Annotated in this window: 16 protein-coding genes; 4 read left to right on the top strand and 12 right to left on the bottom strand. The window is 47.5% G+C overall.

All coding sequences use genetic code 11. The features are described from left to right. Window positions 1-30: 30 nt before the first annotated feature. The 7 genes from QFZ51_RS06900 to QFZ51_RS06870 all read right to left on the bottom strand — a co-directional run bounded on the left by QFZ51_RS06900 (window position 31) and on the right by QFZ51_RS06870 (window position 11713). A complete protein-coding gene (locus tag QFZ51_RS06900) occupies window positions 31-582 on the bottom strand; it encodes a ferritin (RefSeq protein WP_370910957.1) in 552 nt (183 codons plus the stop codon). A 219-nt stretch (window positions 583-801) separates the two neighbouring features. Next, complete coding sequence (locus QFZ51_RS06895; protein WP_429044552.1) at window positions 802-1539, bottom strand: protein phosphatase 2C domain-containing protein; 738 nt, start codon at window positions 1537-1539, stop codon at window positions 802-804. An 87-nt stretch (window positions 1540-1626) separates the two neighbouring features. Then, on the bottom strand, window positions 1627-2928 hold the full coding sequence (locus QFZ51_RS06890) for a RagB/SusD family nutrient uptake outer membrane protein (protein ID WP_429044550.1): 1302 nt from the start codon (window positions 2926-2928) through the stop codon (window positions 1627-1629). A gap of 19 nt (window positions 2929-2947) precedes the next feature. Then, complete coding sequence (locus QFZ51_RS06885; RefSeq protein WP_429044547.1) at window positions 2948-6100, bottom strand: SusC/RagA family TonB-linked outer membrane protein; 3153 nt, start codon at window positions 6098-6100, stop codon at window positions 2948-2950. A gap of 168 nt (window positions 6101-6268) precedes the next feature. Continuing rightward, window positions 6269-8755, bottom strand: coding sequence for a glycoside hydrolase family 9 protein (locus QFZ51_RS06880; protein ID WP_429044544.1), 2487 nt, complete (start codon window positions 8753-8755; stop codon window positions 6269-6271). A 65-nt stretch (window positions 8756-8820) separates the two neighbouring features. After that, window positions 8821-11205, bottom strand: a complete 2385-nt coding sequence (locus QFZ51_RS06875; RefSeq protein WP_429044541.1) for an ABC transporter permease — start codon at window positions 11203-11205, stop codon at window positions 8821-8823. Between the two features lie 139 nt (window positions 11206-11344). Then, complete coding sequence (locus QFZ51_RS06870; RefSeq protein ID WP_429044539.1) at window positions 11345-11713, bottom strand: hypothetical protein; 369 nt, start codon at window positions 11711-11713, stop codon at window positions 11345-11347. Between the two features lie 58 nt (window positions 11714-11771). Between QFZ51_RS06870 and QFZ51_RS06865 the strand changes: the two genes are divergently transcribed. Further along, the gene (locus tag QFZ51_RS06865; RefSeq protein ID WP_429044536.1) at window positions 11772-12167 is read left to right on the top strand and encodes an SRPBCC domain-containing protein; all 396 of its coding nucleotides are present in this window, start codon (window positions 11772-11774) and stop codon (window positions 12165-12167) included. A gap of 56 nt (window positions 12168-12223) precedes the next feature. Here QFZ51_RS06865 and QFZ51_RS06860 read toward each other — a convergent pair whose 3' ends face one another. After that, entirely contained in the window at window positions 12224-12862 is a 639-nt protein-coding gene (locus QFZ51_RS06860; RefSeq protein WP_429044533.1) for an SMI1/KNR4 family protein, read from the bottom strand. A gap of 39 nt (window positions 12863-12901) precedes the next feature. Continuing rightward, window positions 12902-13729: a metallophosphoesterase family protein gene (locus QFZ51_RS06855; protein WP_429044530.1), complete on the bottom strand. Its 828-nt coding sequence runs from the start codon at window positions 13727-13729 to the stop codon at window positions 12902-12904. 212 nt (window positions 13730-13941) lie between these two features. On the opposite strand from QFZ51_RS06855, the gene QFZ51_RS06850 reads away from it, so the two are divergent. Together QFZ51_RS06850 and QFZ51_RS06845 are read left to right on the top strand one after the other, a co-directional pair. Further along, on the top strand, window positions 13942-15459 hold the full coding sequence (locus QFZ51_RS06850) for a malate:quinone oxidoreductase (RefSeq protein WP_429044527.1): 1518 nt from the start codon (window positions 13942-13944) through the stop codon (window positions 15457-15459). 211 nt (window positions 15460-15670) lie between these two features. Beyond that, on the top strand, window positions 15671-17032 hold the full coding sequence (locus QFZ51_RS06845) for an alpha-L-fucosidase (RefSeq protein WP_429044524.1): 1362 nt from the start codon (window positions 15671-15673) through the stop codon (window positions 17030-17032). A gap of 235 nt (window positions 17033-17267) precedes the next feature. Here the strand turns inward: QFZ51_RS06845 and QFZ51_RS06840 are convergent, their stop codons facing one another. Together QFZ51_RS06840 and QFZ51_RS06835 are read right to left on the bottom strand one after the other, a co-directional pair. Continuing rightward, complete coding sequence (locus tag QFZ51_RS06840) at window positions 17268-17663, bottom strand: DUF1634 domain-containing protein (RefSeq protein WP_429044522.1); 396 nt, start codon at window positions 17661-17663, stop codon at window positions 17268-17270. A 3-nt stretch (window positions 17664-17666) separates the two neighbouring features. After that, the gene (locus QFZ51_RS06835; RefSeq protein ID WP_429044520.1) at window positions 17667-18503 is read right to left on the bottom strand and encodes a sulfite exporter TauE/SafE family protein; all 837 of its coding nucleotides are present in this window, start codon (window positions 18501-18503) and stop codon (window positions 17667-17669) included. Window positions 18504-18647: 144 nt separating this feature from the next. Between QFZ51_RS06835 and QFZ51_RS06830 the strand changes: the two genes are divergently transcribed. Further along, on the top strand, window positions 18648-19484 hold the full coding sequence (locus tag QFZ51_RS06830; protein WP_429044518.1) for a CvfB family protein: 837 nt from the start codon (window positions 18648-18650) through the stop codon (window positions 19482-19484). 45 nt (window positions 19485-19529) lie between these two features. Here QFZ51_RS06830 and QFZ51_RS06825 read toward each other — a convergent pair whose 3' ends face one another. Next, the gene (locus QFZ51_RS06825) at window positions 19530-20987 is read right to left on the bottom strand and encodes an ATP-binding protein (RefSeq protein WP_429044516.1); all 1458 of its coding nucleotides are present in this window, start codon (window positions 20985-20987) and stop codon (window positions 19530-19532) included. Between the last annotated feature and the right edge of the window lie 37 nt (window positions 20988-21024).

The raw sequence follows: 21024 nt of genomic DNA, 5'->3' as shown, positions 1-21024 counted from the left end.
CCCTCCTTTATATCATTATGAATAGCTCTGCTATGGATTCTCTACTGTTTTTGTTTCTGCCAGTTCCGCCTCATCCGGTTCTTTTTCCAGATCCCTGTCCAGTGCATACAATGCTTCACCGGTTGCCTTTTCTCCACCTGCCACTTTGATCTTATCCAACAGGTTCAGCGCCAGGGTCTCTTCTTCCGTTTGTTCCTTCACAAACCACTGCAGGAAATTCCATGAAGCCCAGTCGCCTTCGTCAAAACTCATCTTCACCAATTTATAGATTCCCGTTGTGTTATTAACCTCCTGCTGAAATACCTGTTCAAAACAGTTTTGTACGCTGACAGGATTTGCAGGCGGTTGCGGAATAGCGGCTATCTCCACTTTACCACCTCTTTCCAGGATATATTCCAGGAATTTCATCATATGATTACGCTCCTCGTTGGCATGGCGGAAGAGGAAATTGGCAATCCCATTATATCCTTCACTTGCAGCCCAGGATCCATAAGACAAATATATCTGTGCTGCAAACGCTTCCTGGGTCATTTGATTATTAAGTCCTGCTTGTAAGCTGGCTGAAAGCCTGTTCTTGTTCATGATAGTAATTTTTAGGATTTCGCTACGAAAGGCCAAATCAAAAACTACACCACAACAATGTTGCTTTGCTCCTGTGTTTGCTTCATTTGCCGGGAAACGCCATCTCTGTATGGGATTGGCAATCAGCAGGCGGTTGGTGGGTTTAGTTCAGTAAAATATAATGGGACATCTTTCTCTTTATATCCACGGGGAAAAATATGGACGTAATGCGGTATAAGATTATTTTATCATCCTTATCACTGCCAGATCATCTGTATGATTCAATCCAAACTTGTGCTCGATCACTTTTAATTTCATATTCAGCATTTCTTCATTGCCTCTCCCGGTTTGATCATTTAACAGAAAATCTACCGGATTTATTACCTCGGAATTTTCCGGCGCTGCCACCCTGGTAAATGTTTCTAAACCATCGGTAGCAATGCTGATATCGATGAGTTCATGTAAAAATATTTTCTGCAGCTGACATTCATACCAATGATCAAAATCTTCCGACAGATGATAGCCCAGGTAATCAGGCTTGTTATCCTGATCAAAGGTAATAACGGCGCCGTTAATGTTCACTATACCATCTCCTACTACTAAAACCAAACCTTTATCTGCTTTGGTATCTGCCAACAAAATAATCAATGTGGTTAACAACTCTTCTCTCTCCAGTTGTATTTGATTTTTGATAACTTTTAATTCTGAGAATAATTCTTTTAAGATGATTTTCAGATAGTCATCCAATGACATTTCGGGGTATTCTTTGGAATAAAACGATTTATAGCTTAGCGATTTACAGATTTTTCTCAACAGCTTACCTACCAGTGAAGAAATCAGATAGCTATCCTTTCCCATTGTACAGCCGTCCATAACGGCACAAATGATCTTATTGCTATCGATATGATCGAAGAAGAGATAGTCTTCACAGTGGTTAACATGATAGGCGCCTATCTGAAGGGTTGTATATATTTCCATACTTAAACATCAAGATAACAACTTTGCCCCCCATTTCAAAACGTTTTACAGGTTGCCACCACCCGCGGCAACCTGTAAAACGTAACATTAAAATGCAGGATCATCCGGCGTATTCGGATTGTCATTCCGTTCTACAAACGGATATGGAAAATAACTCCGCTTCCGTTCCAACACTGGTCTTCCAAACCGGCGGCTGTCCTCCAGCTCCTGGGCTCCCATAAACAATTCTATTCTCCGGTGCTTATAGATCAACGTCAGCAATTCCGCTTCAGTGACTGCCACTACCGGCGGCAATGCTGCACCAACACCGAACGCATCTTCAGATGCCTTCTTGGTAACAACTTTGTTCAGGTAAAGCAAGCCGTTCACAATGTCATGCTGACGGGCATAAGCTTCTGCTTTAATAAGCAGCATTTCCCCCGGCAGGTAAATGGGCACAGCAGTTAAACTACTTCTGAAAAAGCCGTTGATATTAAACTTCGGCTTCGCTGGCCGGGCAATATAAAACGGTACCCGCTGGTCAGCCAGATCCGGTTGTATAGGCACCGGCAATCCCATCGTAGAGTCAACAACGTTATAGATGTTGTTGGTAGCCGTTACCAGCGAAAAGATGGGGTTGTTGATCTGTGGATTAAAAGAAAGCGTAGACTGTACACCCAGGTTTACTTTATCAGCTGCACTTATTGCCGCCGGGTAGTCACCTGCGTAGAGGGCGTACCTTGCTTTCAGTGCATACAGGGTATTAATGATATCCACATTCTGGGGGATATTGGCCAAAAAGCTAGTTCCTATAGGCGTAGCCGTTATAGTGCTGATCGCGTTGTCCAGGGCGGCTACTGCCATTACATAACCCTGCTTGGCCGGAACAAATTTCACCCCACCGGATGACACAGGGGTGCCGGTATTTTCCGGTACCTGCTCCCAGAAATTCGCCTGCACGCCCAGGGCGAGGGCCTTAAAAATAGTGGTATAACCAATAAGGCCACTGGCAAAGCCTTTATCGGCAACAACAACGCCGGTACGGCGTAAAATGCTATCGGCTTCATACCTGATCTTATTAGACACATTCCACATACCAGTAACTACCACGTTGGTGGTCAGGATTTTATTCCCTCCTGCAGCGATCTGCCCTTCATCTGCGTTACCCGGGTTGGTTACAAAGGTTTCTCCCAATAGCAAACTGCCGGAAGTAACCGTGGTGTATAACAACCCTGTGCGATCTTTTGCATACCATGCCTGCAGGCCCACTGCTGCATTCGCCAAAGTAGCGGGCGAGCTGTAAGCCTGTTCTGATGAAGGTCCCGATGGATCCTGGTAATCTTTCTTACAGGCGGTGAAAATGCAGAACAAAGCGATGGCGAGGATACTATATTGCATATATCGTTTCATAATAGCTCTTTTTTTGTGATTAAAATTTTGCGCGAATAGCCAGGTTATAACTCCGGGGCACCGGCACGGCGCCAAAATCAATTCCGCGCAATACGGTACTTTGTCCTGCCGCATTTAATTCCGGATCGTATCCTTTGTAGTTGTCCCAGGAAATCAAATTCCTGCCGCCAACACTTATCGTTAAATCACTGAGTCCTTTCAGCTTGCCAAAGCTATAGCTGAAGGCAACTTCCCTCAACTTCACAAAGGAGCCGTCATCAATTCTCCATTCCTGTATATTGTAATTGCCCGCTACAAAACCGCGTGGAAGCAACCCGAGATCCTCCTGTTCAGCTACCTTTCCGTTATCAACACCTTGCCTGGTTCGCCAGTCGGCATTGAATACATCGCCACCCTGCACAGCATCTATCTGTATATGAAGACCCAGTTTTTTATATTGGAAATCATTGGTAAGTGTGCCGGTCCAATCGGGGTTAGGATCACCTATTTTTTTATTCAATGCCGTAACGCCTGTTGTTGGCGGCAACCCGGTAGCCGGATCACGTGCAACCGTATACGTTAGTGGTGAATTTTGTTTGCCTGCTTCCGTAACCGGTATGCCGGCAGGTGTTTTCAGGAGATTACCACTTTCGTCCCTGGCGAAGAAGGTACCATAGAAAAAGCCGATCGGCTCTCCATTGGCAATGCCCACAGGAGCGCCGCCTACAGTGTTATAGAGGATCAGCGATTGTCCGATATCCACCGCTTTATTGCGGTTACGGTTATAGATAGCAGTCAGGTTCCAGTTGAAATTAGTCGTCTTCACCGGCATTACATTCAACACTACTTCCACACCGGTGTTTTCCAGTGTACCGATATTATCCTGGTAAAAAGAGTAGCCTTTGGTGGGGGCCACTGCGCGGCTGATTAACAGGTTTTCAACACGTTTTTTATAATAGTTAACGGATAAGCCTATACGATTATTCCAGAACGCCAGGTCCGTACCTACTTCCAGTTCTTTTTGCTTCTCCGGTTTCACATCCGGGTTTGTATAGGTGGAGGGCGACTGGAAAGCAGCGGCGCCTATAAAGGCTGTGGCAGCATAGGTATTGTAACGGCCATATGCGGGGATACCGGTTAAGTTACCGGATTCGCCGTAGGCCGCTCTTAATTTCAACAGGTTCCACCATCCGGCCACGGATGATTTTTCCCAGAAATCTGTGCCGGATATCACATAGCTGCCACTGAGTTTAGCATATAACTGGTTCCTTTCATCTACCCCAAATACGGATGATCCATCCACACGCAGGGCGCCGGTAAGAAACAGCTGGTTGCGGTATTTAAAATTCTGCTGGATATATTCTCCGGAAACAGATAACTCCGTCCGTTGATCTGCACCGGGAATAATAGTAGTGGCCTTATCTGCTGTTTGCACAAAAGGAGGCAGCCCTCTTCCCTGTTCCAGGGTGTAGTGCATGCGCTGGTATTGCACGGAGTAGCCCACCTGTGTTACCGAACTGAGTTTATCATTGATATCCCAGTTATAGGTAGCATTGAGGTCGTGGTTGATCAGAAAGGAATTATTATTACCGGCGCTGGCATAACCATTCTGCGCAGGGTCCAGGGTAGGACCGCCGCCGTAAAAACCAGGACTTACAAAGTAAGCGAATGCGGGCATGAAGGTGGTGCCTTCCTGGTTATAGTTGTCGATACCGAGCCGGTAATCTACCGTAAGGTTCTTGATTGGCCGCAGCTTGACGCCGGCGCCGGCAATCACCCTGCCTACATGTTGCTGCTGTTTAAAATCCTCCATGATAGACACGGGGTTTACGCGGCCGCGTTCTCCTACTTTCATCAGCTGACCTAAGGCGTTACGCTTTTGTATATCATAGTAGTTACCGATGATGGTTACGCCATTCATGGGAGAATAGAAGGTATTGCCATCAGGTTTTTCATTTGCTTTGCTGTAAACATAGTTCAAACTGGCATTGAAGCTTATCCAGCTGGCCAGCTCCTGATCGAGGTTTAAGCGGAAACTGAACCGGCTGAAATCTGTTTTATTGATAATTCCCTGGTTATAAAAGTAACTGCCGGATGCGTAGTATTTTGTTTTGTCTTTGCCACCGGCCACGGATATATTATTATCCGTTCCTACGCCGGTGCGGAAAATATAATCCTGGTAGTCGTACCTGTTTACCGGTGTTTTACTCACGATAGCAGGAGTCAGGATGTTTTGTGTGGAATCGTCCGGAGATCCGCCAAACTTTACCGGGGCCTGATTCACGTCCAGTTTTTTACGCAGTTGATTCACGGAAAAACTGGTGGAAAAATTAACCACCGGTGCTCCGGCGCTGCCTCGCTTAGTGAAGATCTGTACAACACCGGCGTTGGCGCGGGAACCATAGATGGCTGCCGCAGCAGCGCCATTCAGTACTTCTATGCGTTCAATATCTGCCGGGTTAATATCAGAGATACGGCTTTGCCCTACGTTACCTACAAAGTTATTGCCTGCGCCACCTGCCGGATCGGTTGTTCCTCCAACGCCGTAGCTCGGATCAGCATTGGTTACACGCGTAGTAGAGTTATCAATGATTACCCCGTCGATGATATACAAAGGTTCTGTAGAACCTGATATGGTACTGATACCACGGAGTTTTACAGAGATGCCGCCTGCCGGATCCCCGGAGTTCTGGGAAATCTGTGCACCGGCAGTTTTACCCTGCAGGGCTGCCAGCACGTTACCCGAGCCGCTTTTACTCAGTTCATCAGCTTTCACCGTGCTGATATAGTTACCCAGCTGCCGGCGCGTGGTTCCTTCGGAGGTACCGGTTACCACGATCTCATCCAGTTTGGACACTTCTGCCGACAGTTGAATGTTTTGCGTATAGGTGGTGTTGCCGGCGCTTATTACCAGCACCCGCTCACCGGGTGCGAAGCCAATACCTGAATAACCCAGTGTGTAATTGCCGGGCGGCAGGTTGCCGCTGATGGTATAACGTCCGTCCACATCTGTTTTGGCGCCCAGTTTTGAATTCTTCACTACTACCGTGATGCCGGGAATAGGAGATTGCTGGTTATCCGTTACCTGGCCTGAAATTTTTACCTGGGCATAGGTAGCAACGGCCAGCACGTTCATGAACAGGAATAGCAAAAAGGACCGGCCTTTAGCCATCTTCAATAGAAACAAGCTCATAGAAAAAATTTAGCGGGTTTAAGTTTGGTCGATTACAGTCATGGGTAGCATACTAACTACCTTTTCTAATTTTGGTTGTCTTTGTTTTGATTCAATTCTCGCATTTATGTGTTTATCAATACTTTAAGTTCGCTAAAAATTGGCAGGTCACCAAAAGGACCATTAATGTTATTGCAGCACCTGTTCCAGCGGATTGAAATGATATCCCCGCTGCTTCAGCGCCGTGATCAATGCTCCCAGCTGTTTGTAAAATTTATCTGTTCTGCGGGGATCCGTGCCTATATGCAGCAGCAACAGGAAGCCATTCAAACCGCCGGGACGGTTTGCTTCATATTGCAGAATGGATTGATAAATTTCTGCTGAGGTACGGTATTGCTTTCCCAGCGCCGGATAGGTATAGTCTGCATTGGAACGGGTGCCTGGTGTAAAGTTAATCAGCTGCAAACCCGCTGTGGCAGTCCATGCAGCGATGCTGTCATTGTACCATTCATACGCAGGCAAAAACCAGGGGGCAGCTTCTTTTAAAATTCCTGCCACTGCCAATTTTTTATAATTGGCTTGCAGGTCGTCAAGGAACTGTGTTTTTGTAACCAGCAAACTATCCCTGTTTTGCCAGTCGCAATACAACAGGTGCTGATCGCCGTGCGCTCCTAAGTAATGCCCGTCTGCTTTCAGCTGCCGGATGAGCGCCAGGTTAGCGGGTTGCTGATAAAATCTGCCGGTGAAAAAGAATGCCGCTTTTACATGCTGCTGCTGCAATGTTTTGCGGATTACCTGCGCGCCGTCCGCATATTCATCTCCTGTGAAAACAAGTGTCAATTGTTTTTTGCTGCTATCTCCCCGGATTAATCCGCCATGATCGTATTGCCGCTTCCCGGCCCCTTCCTGTGCTTTTGCCGCCAGCAGGTATACCAGGGAAGCCGTGCCATCCATGGTGGGCTCATTGGTGCTGTAATCACCAACATCGTCGTGATACACGGCGAGGTTACTTTGAAATGCCGCATATTCATCGGGGTTCGACAACCGGATGCCGATGAGATTTTTGTAGATGTTGGTATACACAGGTCCGTCTACCAGTCCGCCATCCACCGGGTAGTGGCCAACAGCGGAGAAGGCGGCGTGCGGATCTGCAGGCGTATCGCCGTTTGCAGGCAACCCGTATACCATGCTGGTGCCCCAGGGGTTACAGCCGAAAAGCCAGTCGATGTTTGCCTGCTCCAGGGCAGCAAAAGTATTTTTATGACTGAGTTGCCGGTACCAGTAACACTGGATGGCAAAGGCGGTAGTCAGGTTATTACTGCACCAGATAAATGGTATACCGCGATAAAAAGCATTATGCTTTGCTTTGTTCCACACCCGCTGGATACCGGTTTCATAATAGCTGGTGAGACGGTCCTTTTCCGCACGGTTGCTTTGCTGGGCCAACGCATAATGCCCCAGGTTGATGAACGGATACCACTGGTAATGATGAGCGGTATCGGCGCCCAGCCATGGCGTTACTTCTTCCTGCGCGGCATAGCCGGTGGCCGCCTGTTGGTATGCCGTTTCTTTTGTGATCTGGTACAGTTGTGCAGCGGCCAGCTCCATGTCATCGGTCCAGTTATCTTCTGCATAAATGTAGGGCGATAGTACCGACGCCGTTTGACATACGCCGGGTTGTTTTCTTCCCATTTTCCAGGCAGACAAAGCCCGGGTTTTCAGCAGCTGCGCATAGGCAGGCGCAGTTGTTTTCAGCAGATCATATCCCAGCGCGAAAGTGCTGGAAAACTTTCCTGCCGTAGAAGCTACGCCGGTGCTTTTGTTTTTGTATTTACCTAAGCCCTGCGGTTCTCCTGTGCAAAAATATACGGGTCGTTCAAAGCCTTTGCCATAAAAGTTATCTTCACCGGGCAGGCGAAGACCATGATGATCGCGGTCGTCGGCTAACTGGTTAAACATCACGTTATCCGACGGATGCATTTTCAACAGCCAGTCGAGGCCCCATTTTGCTTCGTCCAGCACATCGCTGATATGATTGCTGCCCGGCAGGCCATTGGCCGAATAGCTATCTCCAAAAACACCCGGAAAATCGCGGTAAGCTGCCAGCAGGTGAAAGGCTGCATTGGCAGAAGTAGTTACATACTGGAGGTAATCGGTGGCATCATGCCAACCACCGGTTACGTCGATATGCGTACTGTCTGGCATAGGACCGTACATGGTGTAGCCGTCGTGCGTGTGACAGGAATCTTTGAGCGTAGGATTGAACCCGCTTCGCTGCTGCCGCATATAACGCAGCAAAAAGTCTGGCGTACGCGCGTACACGTTATCGCCTATACGAAATTCAGGAGAAATGATACTATCTGTTTTCAGGTAATATTTCCCGGGAGATGAATACGCGGAGAAGTCCAGCCGATAGGTTTGATCAAACGGACCGTAGGCGCCGAAAGGCGTACCTGTACCGGCTGTAAAAACAACTTTACCGGTAACCGCCGACACTAGTTGAAAGGTGCGTGGCTGCATGCTTCCTTTGCCGCCCCAAACGGCTACTTTAACGCCACCGGGAAGATAGCCAAGCTGGTTGATGCGTATCCATGCGGCAGGCGCCTGTGCATGGCTACAGGCAGCTACGCACAATAAGAATAACAGGTATGCCGCAAACAGCCGGACGTTTTTCATTATTCAAAAGCGGGTTGAGGATATTCAATAAAAATACCTTTTTTACCGCACAGGGAAAAGAAAAATTATTCTGCCCGCAGGCTCTTCACTGGGTTCGACAGTGCTGCTTTTGCGGCCTGGTAGCTTACGGTGAGCAGCGCTATCAGTAAGGCTCCCAACATGGTGAACACAAATATCTGCCATACGATGGTGGTGTGGTATTCGTACTGCAGCAACCATCTGTCCAGGCAATACCAGGCTACCGGAATCGCAAGGCAACAGGAAATACTGACCAGTATCACAAAATCTTTCGACAACATTTTCCACAACTGGAATACAGAGGCGCCCATTATTTTACGGATACCTATCTCTTTGGTACGTTGCTCTGCGAGGTAAGAAGCAAGGCCAAACAAACCCAAACAACTGATCATGATAGCAAGTATAGCGAAGAAGGTGGAGAGCTGCCCGATGCGTTCTTCTTCACTGAATTTCTTTGCGTATTCTTCGTCGGCAAATTTATATTCAAATGGTGCAGCCGGATTATATTTCTGCATTACTTGCTGTATCACTGCCATCGCTTTACCAGTGGTCACGTCCGGGTTGATCCGGATGTTTACAAAATTGCCGGGTTCACTCAAGAGGTAATAAATAGCCGGTCTTACTTCTTCATAAGGAGAAGCCATGATCATATTATGCACCACGCCGAGTACATGATACTCGAGGCTGTCCTTACGTATAATTTCACCTACAGCATTATCAAATCCCATGTACTTGGCAGCTGCTTCATTCAAAATTATTCCCATAGAATCGGAAGCAAATTGCTCGGAGAAGTCCCGGCCTGCAATAAACTGCCAGTCAACTGTTTTGCCATAACCCATTCTGCCGCCAATTACAGCAAAACCGTCCTCCTGGTCAGATCGCTGTCCTCTCCATTTATAACCGCCGGCGCCGGCCCATATGTCGGTGAGTGGCCCCTGCGACTCCGATACAGCGGTGACCATACCCGAACTTTCCAGTTCATTCTTGATGATCTTATAGTTCCTATAGATCTCCGGGGTGGTCATTTGTATGGACAGCAGGCCGTTACGGGTATATCCTACAGGACGGTTTTTCGCAAACTGAATCTGCCGGTAAATAACAATGGTGCCGATAATTAAAATAATGGATACGGTGAACTGTACTACGATCAGCGCTTTACGCGGCATAGCAGCAAAGCGGCCGGCGCGGAAAGTGCCTTTTAATACTTTCAGTGGCTGAAACGAGGAAAGATACAACGCGGGATAGCTGCCTGCCAGCAAGCCGGTGAGCAAACTAAATCCCAGGCCAATGAGCCAGAACACGGGGCTGCCCCATAATACGCCAATATGTTTGTTAGCTACCTGGTTAAACCAGGGCAACACTATTAATACGATCAATATAGACAACACAAAAGAGAAGAATGCCACCAGCACCGATTCACTTAAGAACTGCCAGATCAGCTGCCGGCGCATAGAACCAATGGCCTTACGGATGCCTACTTCTTTTGCCCGCTTTTCAGACCGCGCGGTGCTCAGGTTCATAAAGTTGATACAGGCCAGCATTAACACAAACAAGCCTATCAGGCCAAATAACTTTACATAACGTATTTGCCCGCCGGTATTCACGCCATTTTCAAAAGAAGAATACAGATGCCACTTACGCATCGGGTGCAGGAATAATTCCTCTTTCAGGCCAGGCTCGAGGGTTAAATGCGGTGTTGCTACCTGGCTTATTTTTGCTGATACTTTGTCCATATCCGCGTTATCTGCCAACTGCACAAACAGTTTCGTCATGTTGAAGTCCCACTTGTCTCTCGCGTCGCCTATCCAGGTCCAGTTATTTATAAACAGCGACCATGGCGCAATATAGTCGGTGCTACTGAAAGAAGTATTTTCAGGCAGGTCTTCATATACACCCGTTACTTTCAGCACGAGGTTACGGTTGTTATCCATCTTCACCAGCTGGTCCATTGGATCTTTGTCGCCAAACAAAGCTGTTGCTAACCGGGCAGACAGGAGTACAGATGCTTGTTCTTTCAGGCCACTATAGGTGCCTTTCAGCATTTTCAGGGAAAGCATTTCAGGGCCGCCGGGTTCAGAAAAAATGCCGGTCCGGGTAAATTTTTTTTCTCCTGCAGCAATGGTATGTGTGCCATCTGCCATAATTACCACCTGCTTAAAATCGTCGGGATAGGAAGTCCGCAAAGCGGCTGCCAGGGGAATGGGGGTTGAATTAAAAGCGCCCGCCTCGTCGCCCTTCGACATCCGTTGCCATACCTGGGCAATACGATCGTAATTAGCGTGGTACTTATCGTACGACAATTCATTCCAGATCCATAGTCCTATGAGCATGGTTACCGCCATGCCGGCAGATAAGCCGAAGATGTTGATAAAGGAGGTGCCCCTGTTCTTCAACAGGTTCCTGAAAGCTATTTTCAAATAATTCCTGATCATGGCAAGGCGGATTTGATGGACGCCCTTAAAGACACAAGAAGACCGCCATAGTTGCATGGCCTTATCCACAAAGGGTTACAAGGGAAGTATTCGTCTCCTTTTGTCCGGAAATGGACGGCAAATGCCCGGAAATGAACAATCAGGAAGGCTGCTGGAGAATCACGCACACGCCTTCTGTATCTCTCAGGGCAAATTCCAGTGCTCCCCAGGGTTGGAGCTTTATCTCCGGTAAATTGGGGTGTAGTAACTCAGGGTGACTTCCTTTCACCAGTGCATATGCTGCTTCTATGTCATCGGTTTCGAGTCGTATTTCCGGCCTGTCCTTGATCGCCCATTCATGACTTTCAATCAGGTGAATCACCAGGTTGTCCCGCTTGATGATGCAAAACGGCTGTTCCCCGCTGTCATCACGGTATGCCACAGAAAAGCCCAGCGTATCCACAAATAGCTGCAAACCCACATTCATATCCGAATAAAAGATATTCGGGATCAGTTTGGTTAGTTGCATATGCTCAATTTTTATAGAAAAGTAAATAATAATTCATCAATTCAGTAGCTTTGAAACCATGAAAGATTACAAAAAACATTTTATACTCGCGGCCCCGCCTGAAGAAGTATATGCGGCACTCACCAATCCCGCCACCATTCAGCTGTGGACAGGCGAAGTAGCTGAAATGTCGACAGAGCCGGGTTCTGAATTCGCTTTATGGGAAGGAAGTATTGTGGGTAAAAACCTGGAATTTGAGCAGGACAAAAAGATTGTGCAGCAATGGTATTTTATGGACGATGAAGAGGAAGAAGAGGAAAATCCATCCATTGTCACCATCAAACTGCATCCATCTGCAAAAGGAACAGATGTGGAGTTGAAGCATGTGAATATTCCGGACGAAGCTTATGAAGATATTATTGCCGGCTGGAATGAGCAGTATTTCGGCTCGCTGATAGATTTTTATAAAGATTAAAATAAGCGGGGCCGGCTAAAAATGTGATTTTATCCCCAACATTTTTAGCCGGTTTGTTATCCTCTTGTCTGGTAAGGGAAGCTGCTGTCCAGCCATTCAAAGCTCATTTCTTTCTCTACAATTTCGTGCAGGGCCACATTGGTCAATCTTCCAAAATCATATACTGCCTCTATGATACCTGCCTGGCGTGGTGTGAGGTAAGGTGCATGTGTGCGCAGGAAGTTGCGGCAGTTTTCTTTCATGTTACCATGTGCAATCAGCGAAGGGTTCCTGGGATCCAGGTCTGTTACTGCTTCCAGCATTTGTAAAAAAATAAAGTCCTGCAGGTTTTTAGCCAGGATGCAGGCTTCATTGGAATCATGAAACACCTGTACAATGGGCACATCGTCGCCGTTTTGCAGGTTGAAGTAAAAAGCGAACCAATCGCCGGCGCCGCTCATGGCAAAGGGAACGAACTGGTGTACAGGATCTGCAAAGAGCAGCCCTTCGTCCATTTCTTCATCCACCGTAGGCAGGGCCATTATTTCGAGATCGTTGGCGTATAGCAGTAAAGGCGGTGCAGTTTTAATAGCAGGGTATACTTTATCCAGCCAGTCTTCCCCAAACTCACCCCAGTTCAGCATACCATCCTTATATAATTGTTTATAGAGCGTAGGATAGGTAAATCCGTAGTCTTTTTCAAGTTCCTCCAGCATAGATTTTCTTTTAGCATCCCGATTGGACCGGCAAAATAGCTAAACTTTCGGAAAAACCCTTTCGTTCTGTCTTTTCAGCGGGTTCATAATAAAAGAGAGCAGGCTGCCGTCTTCCTTTAACTCCACTACCCGGAAACCGTGATAGCCAACTCCCCAGCTGCCGCCTACGTGACCATCGAACAGGAATGGGATGGGGCAGTTATCGAGCATTTTTACGCTGTCCTGGTCATGGTCATGCCCGTTGAAGATGGCCCTGATATTCGGATACTTCCGGATGAGCTGTTGAAAATCCTGACAATCCAGCCCGTTATCTGTCCATTTTACCGGGGTAATATGTAAGAAGATGAATATATTTTGAGCGGTTTTATATTGTTCGAGCTTTTGCGTGAACCAATCAACGTCGGGGCAGATGTATTTTCCTTTCTCATCGGCGGTATTACCGAGGAGAATAACATGGTTACCCATTACCATATCGTGGTTGAGCGGCATTCCCCAGGCCTGTTCCCAGGCAGCAGCCGGCACCATGTCGTGGTTACCATGGGTAACCAGCAACTTGGGATGCAATTGCTTCAATTTGGCGGCGGCAGGCAGCAACAGGGCGGGATCGTTGTGGATAATATCCCCGTTGAGCGCAAAAAATTCGCAGGGATACTGGTGCTGGTATTGGTTAAAAGCGGTTTGCAGATCCAGGAAATACTGGTCGTAATTGGTTTTAGGCTCGCCGTAATGCCAGTCGGACCCGACCGCAAAGCGGAAAACGGTTTTACTGTCGAAGTGCCGGGGCGTTACGGCCTTTACTATTTTACCGCAGGCAGAAATCACTACTGCTGCGGATACTCCTTTTAAAAACAGGCGTCTGTTCATCATAAAATAAAAATAAACTTTCCGGGCAGTCAATTATTTCATTGCCAAATGCTTAACCAAAATATAAATTTATATATACGCAACGAGAAATTCAAAACTTTCAATCCGTTCAGAAAGAATTGTAATAGTATTGTTAAAGTGTAGTAAACGATCAATTTATTCTCCCTGCATAAGTGTTTTGATTGTAACTTTGCACCTCGAATAAAAATGGGGTTATGTTTAGAAGCAAGAGTACAGCTGGAAGAGGTCCGGATGTGGTTTTAATCGGCGCCGGGATCATGAGCGCAACACTTGGAATGCTCCTGAAAGAGCTGGAACCTGAGTTAACCATTGCAATTTTTGAACGACTGGATGTGGCAGCTGCAGAAAGTTCCGATGCATGGAACAATGCGGGCACAGGACACTCTGCATTTTGCGAGTTGAACTACACGCCACAGAAACAGGATGGATCAGTAGACATTAAAAAAGCGGTGAACATTGCAGAGCAATTTGAAGTATCCCGCCAGTTCTGGTCCTACCTGGTAGAAAATAACATTATCTCCAATCCGCACAATTTTATACAGGCTGTTCCCCACATGAGTTTTGTTTGGGGAGAAGAGAATGTGGATTACCTCAGAAAGCGCTACAATGCCCTGCAACAGTGCCATCTGTTTAAAACGATGGAGTATTCTGAAGATCCGGAAAAGCTGAAAAACTGGATGCCCCTGGTAATGAAAGGTCGCGATGCCTCTCAGAAAGTAGCGGCTACCCACATGGAAATGGGTACAGACGTGAACTTTGGCGCATTAACCCGTGCCCTGTTTAATCATCTCGCAAAAATGGATGGTGTAAGCATGCACTTTAACCATGATGTGCGTGACTTTAAAAAGGAAGACGACGGCAGCTGGACCATCAAGGTAAAAAACCGTGGTACACGCGAAAGACAATCCATCAACACTAAATTCGTATTCATTGGCGCCGGCGGCGGTTCCCTGCCGTTGCTGGAGAAGTCGGACATTCCGGAAGGAAAAGGTTTCGGCGGTTTCCCGGTAAGCGGACAATGGCTGCGTTGCAATAATCCTGAAATAATTGAACAGCACCGTGCAAAAGTATATGGCAAAGCCTCTGTAGGCGCCCCTCCTATGTCGGTGCCGCATCTCGATACCCGCATGATAGATGGACAAAGAGCCTTGCTGTTTGGCCCTTATGCCGGGTTCTCCACCAAGTTCCTGAAAAATGGTTCTTTCATGGACCTGCCTTTATCTATCAAAGCCAACAACATTGTACCCATGGTGTCTGCTGGTTTGGATAATATTCCGCTGACCAAATACCTGATTGCACAGGTAAGACAGAAGCCGGAAGACCGGCTGGAGGCGTTAAGGGAATACTTCCCCGAAGCTAAAATGGAAGACTGGGAACTTGAAATTGCCGGACAACGTGTACAGGTGATTAAAAAAGATCCTGAACATGGCGGTATCCTGGAATTTGGTACTGAAGTAGTAAGTGCTGCCGATGGCTCCATTGCAGCGCTGCTGGGCGCTTCTCCCGGTGCATCTACTGCAGTATCCATCATGCTAAACCTGCTGAAACGTTGTTTTAACGAAGACGTTGAAACCGAAGCATGGCAGATCAAACTGAAGAAAATGATCCCGTCATACGGACAGTCGCTCCTGAATAACCCTGCCCTCTGCGATGAGCTGCGTACCTGGACTACCCAGGTGCTGGAACTCGGCGAAATGGAAATGGCGCAATAATATTCCTCCAATAGTTGGATATTTTATTCCTTCTCCCGGAATAAAATATCCAACTAAAAAAATACCAGCTTCCGGTAAAATCATCCCACTTCGGACCAGTTTTTTTATAGACATTTATGTGAATTGAATAAAGATCAGCGCGATAAGCGCTTATTTTTAAACCCTTTTTGCAATCGTTTGCATAACCGACAATACTTTCCACATGACGTTTATGAAAAAACTCACGCTATTCCTGATGGTGCTGTTACCCGCAGCTTCTCTTCACGCACAGCACACACTTACCCACGACCAGCGCATGCAATGGTGGCGCGACGCCCGCTTTGGCATGTTTATCCACTGGGGCGACTATGCCGTACTGGCCGGAAACTACAAAGGACACCAGGTAGGCCGCGGCGGCGAATGGATCATGAACCGCGGCAAAATACCGGTACTGGAATACCAGCAATACGCCAAACAATTCAATCCCGTTAAATACGACGCCGACGCCTGGGTAAAAACAGCCCGGGATGCGGGCATGAAGTATATCGTCATCACCGCCAAGCACCACGACGGCTTTGCTATGTTCAAATCTGCCGCCAGCAAATGGAACATTGTGGATGCCACTCCTTATGGTAAAGATGTACTGAAGCCGCTGGCTGCCGCCTGTAAGAAATACGGTATCAAACTCGGCTTCTATTATTCCCAGGCGCAGGACTGGAACAACCCCGGCGGCGCCGCTGCCCGCAAAGTGGCCACCGAAGGCTGGCCCAACCCCGATTCCGCCAAAATAGATGCTTATACCCTGGCGCACACCGGCCACTGGGACCCTTTGCAAACCTCCGCTACCATGTCGGACTACATCACTAAAGTAGCCGTGCCCCAGGTAAAGGAACTCCTCACCAACTACGGCGAAGTAGCCGTGCTGTGGTGGGACACCCCTACCAATATGACCGACGAATACGCACAGCAACTACAGGAGGTGCTGAAGCTGCAACCCAATATCATTACAAACGACCGCTTAAAAAGACCCAACTTCCCGGGCGACTATAAAACACCGGAACAAAAGATCCCCAACCAGTCGGAGCTGGATGGCAGGGATTGGGAAACCTGCATGACCATGAACGGCACCTGGGGATATAAAGACTACGACCAAAAATGGAAAAGCACGGAAACGCTTATACGAAACCTGGCAGACATCGCCTCCAAAAACGGCAATTACCTCCTCAACGTAGGCCCTGATGCGCTGGGACAATTCCCCGAGGGTAGTCTTACCGCGCTGAAAGGAATTGGCCAATGGATGAAAGTAAATGGCGCCTCCATATACGGTACACAAGGCAGCCCGCTGCCACCCCTGGAATGGGGCCGCTGCACCCAAAAAATAAAAGGAGCCACCACCACGCTATACCTGCACGTTTTCAACTGGCCAACCGATGGCAAACTGCATGTTCCTGGTATAAAAGGAAAAGTAAACAGCGCCCGCCTGCTGGCAACCGGCCAGCAGCTCTCCACCACCGGCAACGCAGAGGACCTCGTCATCTCCGTTCCAGCAACAGCACCGGACCCTATTGACGCGGTGATTGCGGTAACCCTGTAGCGAAGGTTGTCTTTCTCAGGATTACGCTGATTATACTGATTTTTGGGATTTTGTTTTTTTTGATTTATAAAGGATTGGGGGAGATAGCAGCGAGTGTTTTAAAAGATTAGGGAAGACAAAAGCAAAATATCCGCTGCTGTCTTCCCTAATCTTTTAAAATCAAAAACAAATCCCAAAAAAACAAAATCCAAAAAATCAGTATAATCAGCGTAATCCTGAGAAAGACAAAATCCGCTCACCCCGCTAATCCGCCCAGCATGCTGAATAGGATGATACCCAGTACCAGGAGTGTGATGCCTACGTACAGGTAGTCCTTCTCTATTAAAAAGGCGATAACGGAAAAGGCGATACGGATGATAGGCGTGGCAATTAATAATACGATGCCCAGCTGGATGATGTTCATGCCTTTATTTTCCATTACACCCTGCCAGATGCCGGGCAGGTTGGTTAAACCTTCTCTTACACCGGTAAAGTCGCCATAGGAGGGGTGTTCATGGCCATGACGGACGAGGTAAATGACACCACCGATAAATACGATGATGCTGGAAACAATTACGCCTATACGCAGTTGTTTGCCGATGAGCTGCTGGATATCCTTATCCCGGAAATACTTTGCGAGTGCCTGTTTCATCGTTTATAATTTTCCGGTTATCCCATTATAGATCATCTGTAAAGCGAGCAATCCGATTACTACGCTAAAGACTATACGCAGTCCTTTTACATTGGTGCGTGTGAGCAAGCGGGAGCCTGCAAAGGCGCCTGCCAGCACTCCCAGTACTACCGGCATACACAGGCCCGGAGAAATATATCCCCGTTGCAGATATACAACTGCACTGGCAGCGGCGGTAACACCGATCATAAAATTACTGGTGGTGGTAGACACCTTAAAAGGAATACGCATAATATTGTCCATCGCCATCACTTTCAGTGCGCCGGAGCCGATGCCCAGCAACCCGGACATGATGCCGGCGAAGGTCATCATAAAATAGCCCCCTGGTACATGATGCACTTTGTAATTGACCATCTCACCGTCGGAAGGATAGCTTCCGTTGAGCCGCAGCTGCTTCGCTGCTTTGCTGTCGCTATGCCCTGCCGGAAACTCCATTTTCTTGCGAAAAGACATTACGGACGAGAAAATGAGGACCAGTCCGAAAATAATGGCTACGATATTGGTGGGCATATATACGGCTATCAGTGCGCCCATAACGGCGCCCGTGGTTGTGGCTATTTCCAGGAACATGCCCAGCCGGATATTGGTAATGCCCTCCTTTACATAAGCAGCCGCTGAACCGGAAGAAGTGGCAATGGAGGCTACCAAAGCGGTACCAATGGCATACCGGATATCGGTATGAAATACCAGGGTTAGCAACGGGATGATCACAACGCCCCCGCCTAAGCCGGTCAGCGATCCCAGCAGCCCAGCCAAAAAGGCCCCGCCGAGGAGGATCAGGGTGAATGATAAAATCGTCATAAGATAGTTTGGTTGGTTTTAGACCGGATACCCGGGAATTACCAATACTGCCCGGTATCTGATGCTTACAAAAGTAAGCAGAATATGATTCTCGCAATCCGGCAATCTATAAGTAACTTGCAGCCTGACAATTAATCGTTTTTTATGATAAAGGTGGGTGAATACAACCTGTTAAGGGTGAAAAAAGAAGCTGATTTTGGTGTGTACCTCGAAGGCGTAGAACAGGAGATCCTGCTACCCACAAGGTTTGTACCCGACGGTACCCGTGTAGGCGATGAACTGGAAGTATTTCTTTACCATGATTCCGAAAACCGCCTGATTGCCACTACCCAGCGCCCCTACGGGATTGCAGGGGATATTGTGATGCTGAAAGCGGTGAGCATTACCAAACAGGGCGCTTTCCTGGACTGGGGGCTGATGAAAGACCTGTTTGTGGCCTCTTCCCAACAGCTTACCCGCATGGCGCCCGGACAGGAATACCTGGTAAAAATATACATCGATGAGCTGACCGGCCGCCTTGCTGCCACAGAGAAGATTGACCGTTACCTCAGCAATGAAAACCTCACCGTACAGGAAAAAGACCAGGTAAACCTGGTGATTTACCGCCGTACCGACATCGGTTACGTGGTGATCATCAACAACCTGCATACCGGTATCCTGCATCACAACGAAATATTCCGGACCATTGAAATCGGTGACAAATTACCGGGCTTCATCCGCCAGATCAAAGACGATAAAATAGATGTGATCCTGGGTAAACCCGGATTTAATAAAGTGGAAGACGAGTCAGAGAAAATTATGCGGTTACTGCAGGAAAACGATGGTTATCTGCCGTATCACGATAAATCGACACCGGAAGAGATACAGGAGTTTTTTGGGATGAGCAAGAAAACATTCAAAATGACCATTGGCAACCTGTACAAACAACGGAAGATCGTGTTTACACAAACAGGCATCAAAGCAGAAGAAGAGGATAAATAATATCATCGGCCGGTAAGTGCTGTAAGGCATTTACCGGCCGGTAGTCTATTCACTCTGGCTTTCTCCGTCAATAGGAAAACTAATCAGGAAAGTAGTCCCTTCTCCCAATATACTATCTACTGCAATCGTACCCTTATGCTGAAGTATAATATTCTGGGTAGCCGTTAATCCCAATCCCGTTCCCTTTGTTTTGTTGGTAAAAAAGGGCTCAAAAAGTTTCGCCAGGTTCTGCGGGGAAATACCACTACCGTTATCGGTTATACGAATAAATACTTTCTCCGCGTCTTTCCATGTATTGATGGTAAGTTTTCCTTCCCCGGCTTTCATGGCTTCAATGCCATTGATAATAATGTTCAGAAAAGCGATGAGGATCTTGTCTTCATCTGCCAGGATCATACAATCAGGTTGGCACATTTCCTTTACCACGTTAACGTTGCTTAGCTGCAACCTGTCGGCTGCAAGTTGCAGCGCTTTTTCTACCAGCATATTCAGTCCCAGCGGCAGCATATTGAGTTCCGACATCCGGGTGGACTGCAGTAATTCAGTGACCAGGTGATTGATACGATGGCAGTTGCGCTCCATAATATCCAGGTATAAGGTGGCATCTTCTGTTTCAGCCACCGGCTCCGTTTTAAGCTGGGATACTGCCAGCAGGATATTTGTCAGCGGGTTACGGACCTCATGCGCTATCAGGCGGGCAATGCGCCCGGTAATCGCGAATTTTTCCTGTTGCTGCTTTTCCCTTTCCTTCCGTTTGCGGGCGGTGATATCCTGGATAATACACAGGTATAACTGCTTTTTTTCATCCAGCAGGGAAGCGTTGATCATTACATCGAGCTGTTGACCCAGTTTACTGCGGAATACATATTCCTTTTGCACCACACCTTCATCGCTGCACAGCTGGTCGAGGAAAGAATTGATCACTCCTTCCTCCGCGAACAGGCTCTGGAGATGGCTGCTATACAGTTCTGCTTCCTCATACTTTAATACATTGAGTGCAGCGGGATTAGCCGCTACAATTTTGTGCTCGCAGTCTGCCAGCAGGATAAGATCATTGGATTTTTCGAAGATGCTGAAATAGCGTTTCTCGCTTTTTTCAATGGCCAGAAGGTGGCTGAATTTATCGAGGGTGTAGCGAATAGCCCGCTCCAGCAAGGCTGCGTTGATCTCGCTTTTTACCAGGTAATCAGACGCACCGGCCAGCATGGCTTCCTTGTCTATATGGTAATCGCCCTTCCCGGTAAACAAAATAACGGGGGCTTTATATCCCAGGTTGCGGAAATGATGCAACACATCAATACCAGTATGAGCGCCAAGACGATAATCTACCAGGTAAAGATCGTGTGAGCGTGCTTCAATTGCCAACAACCCTTCTTTGTAGGAAGAAACCCACTGCAAAACGTATTGATCGGGCGAAATATCCTGTAGTAAAGAGTTTACAAGGAAAAAGTCATCTTCGTCGTCGTCGATCATCAATATGTGCTTCTTACCATTTGTTGTCATAAATGCCGGAAAAGTTAACCTATCCTCACCAATAATC

The sequence above is a fragment of the Chitinophaga sp. W3I9 genome (genome assembly GCF_050434025.1).
Lineage (GTDB): Bacteria > Bacteroidota > Bacteroidia > Chitinophagales > Chitinophagaceae > Chitinophaga.
This window is presented reverse-complemented; position numbering and strand designations above follow the sequence as displayed.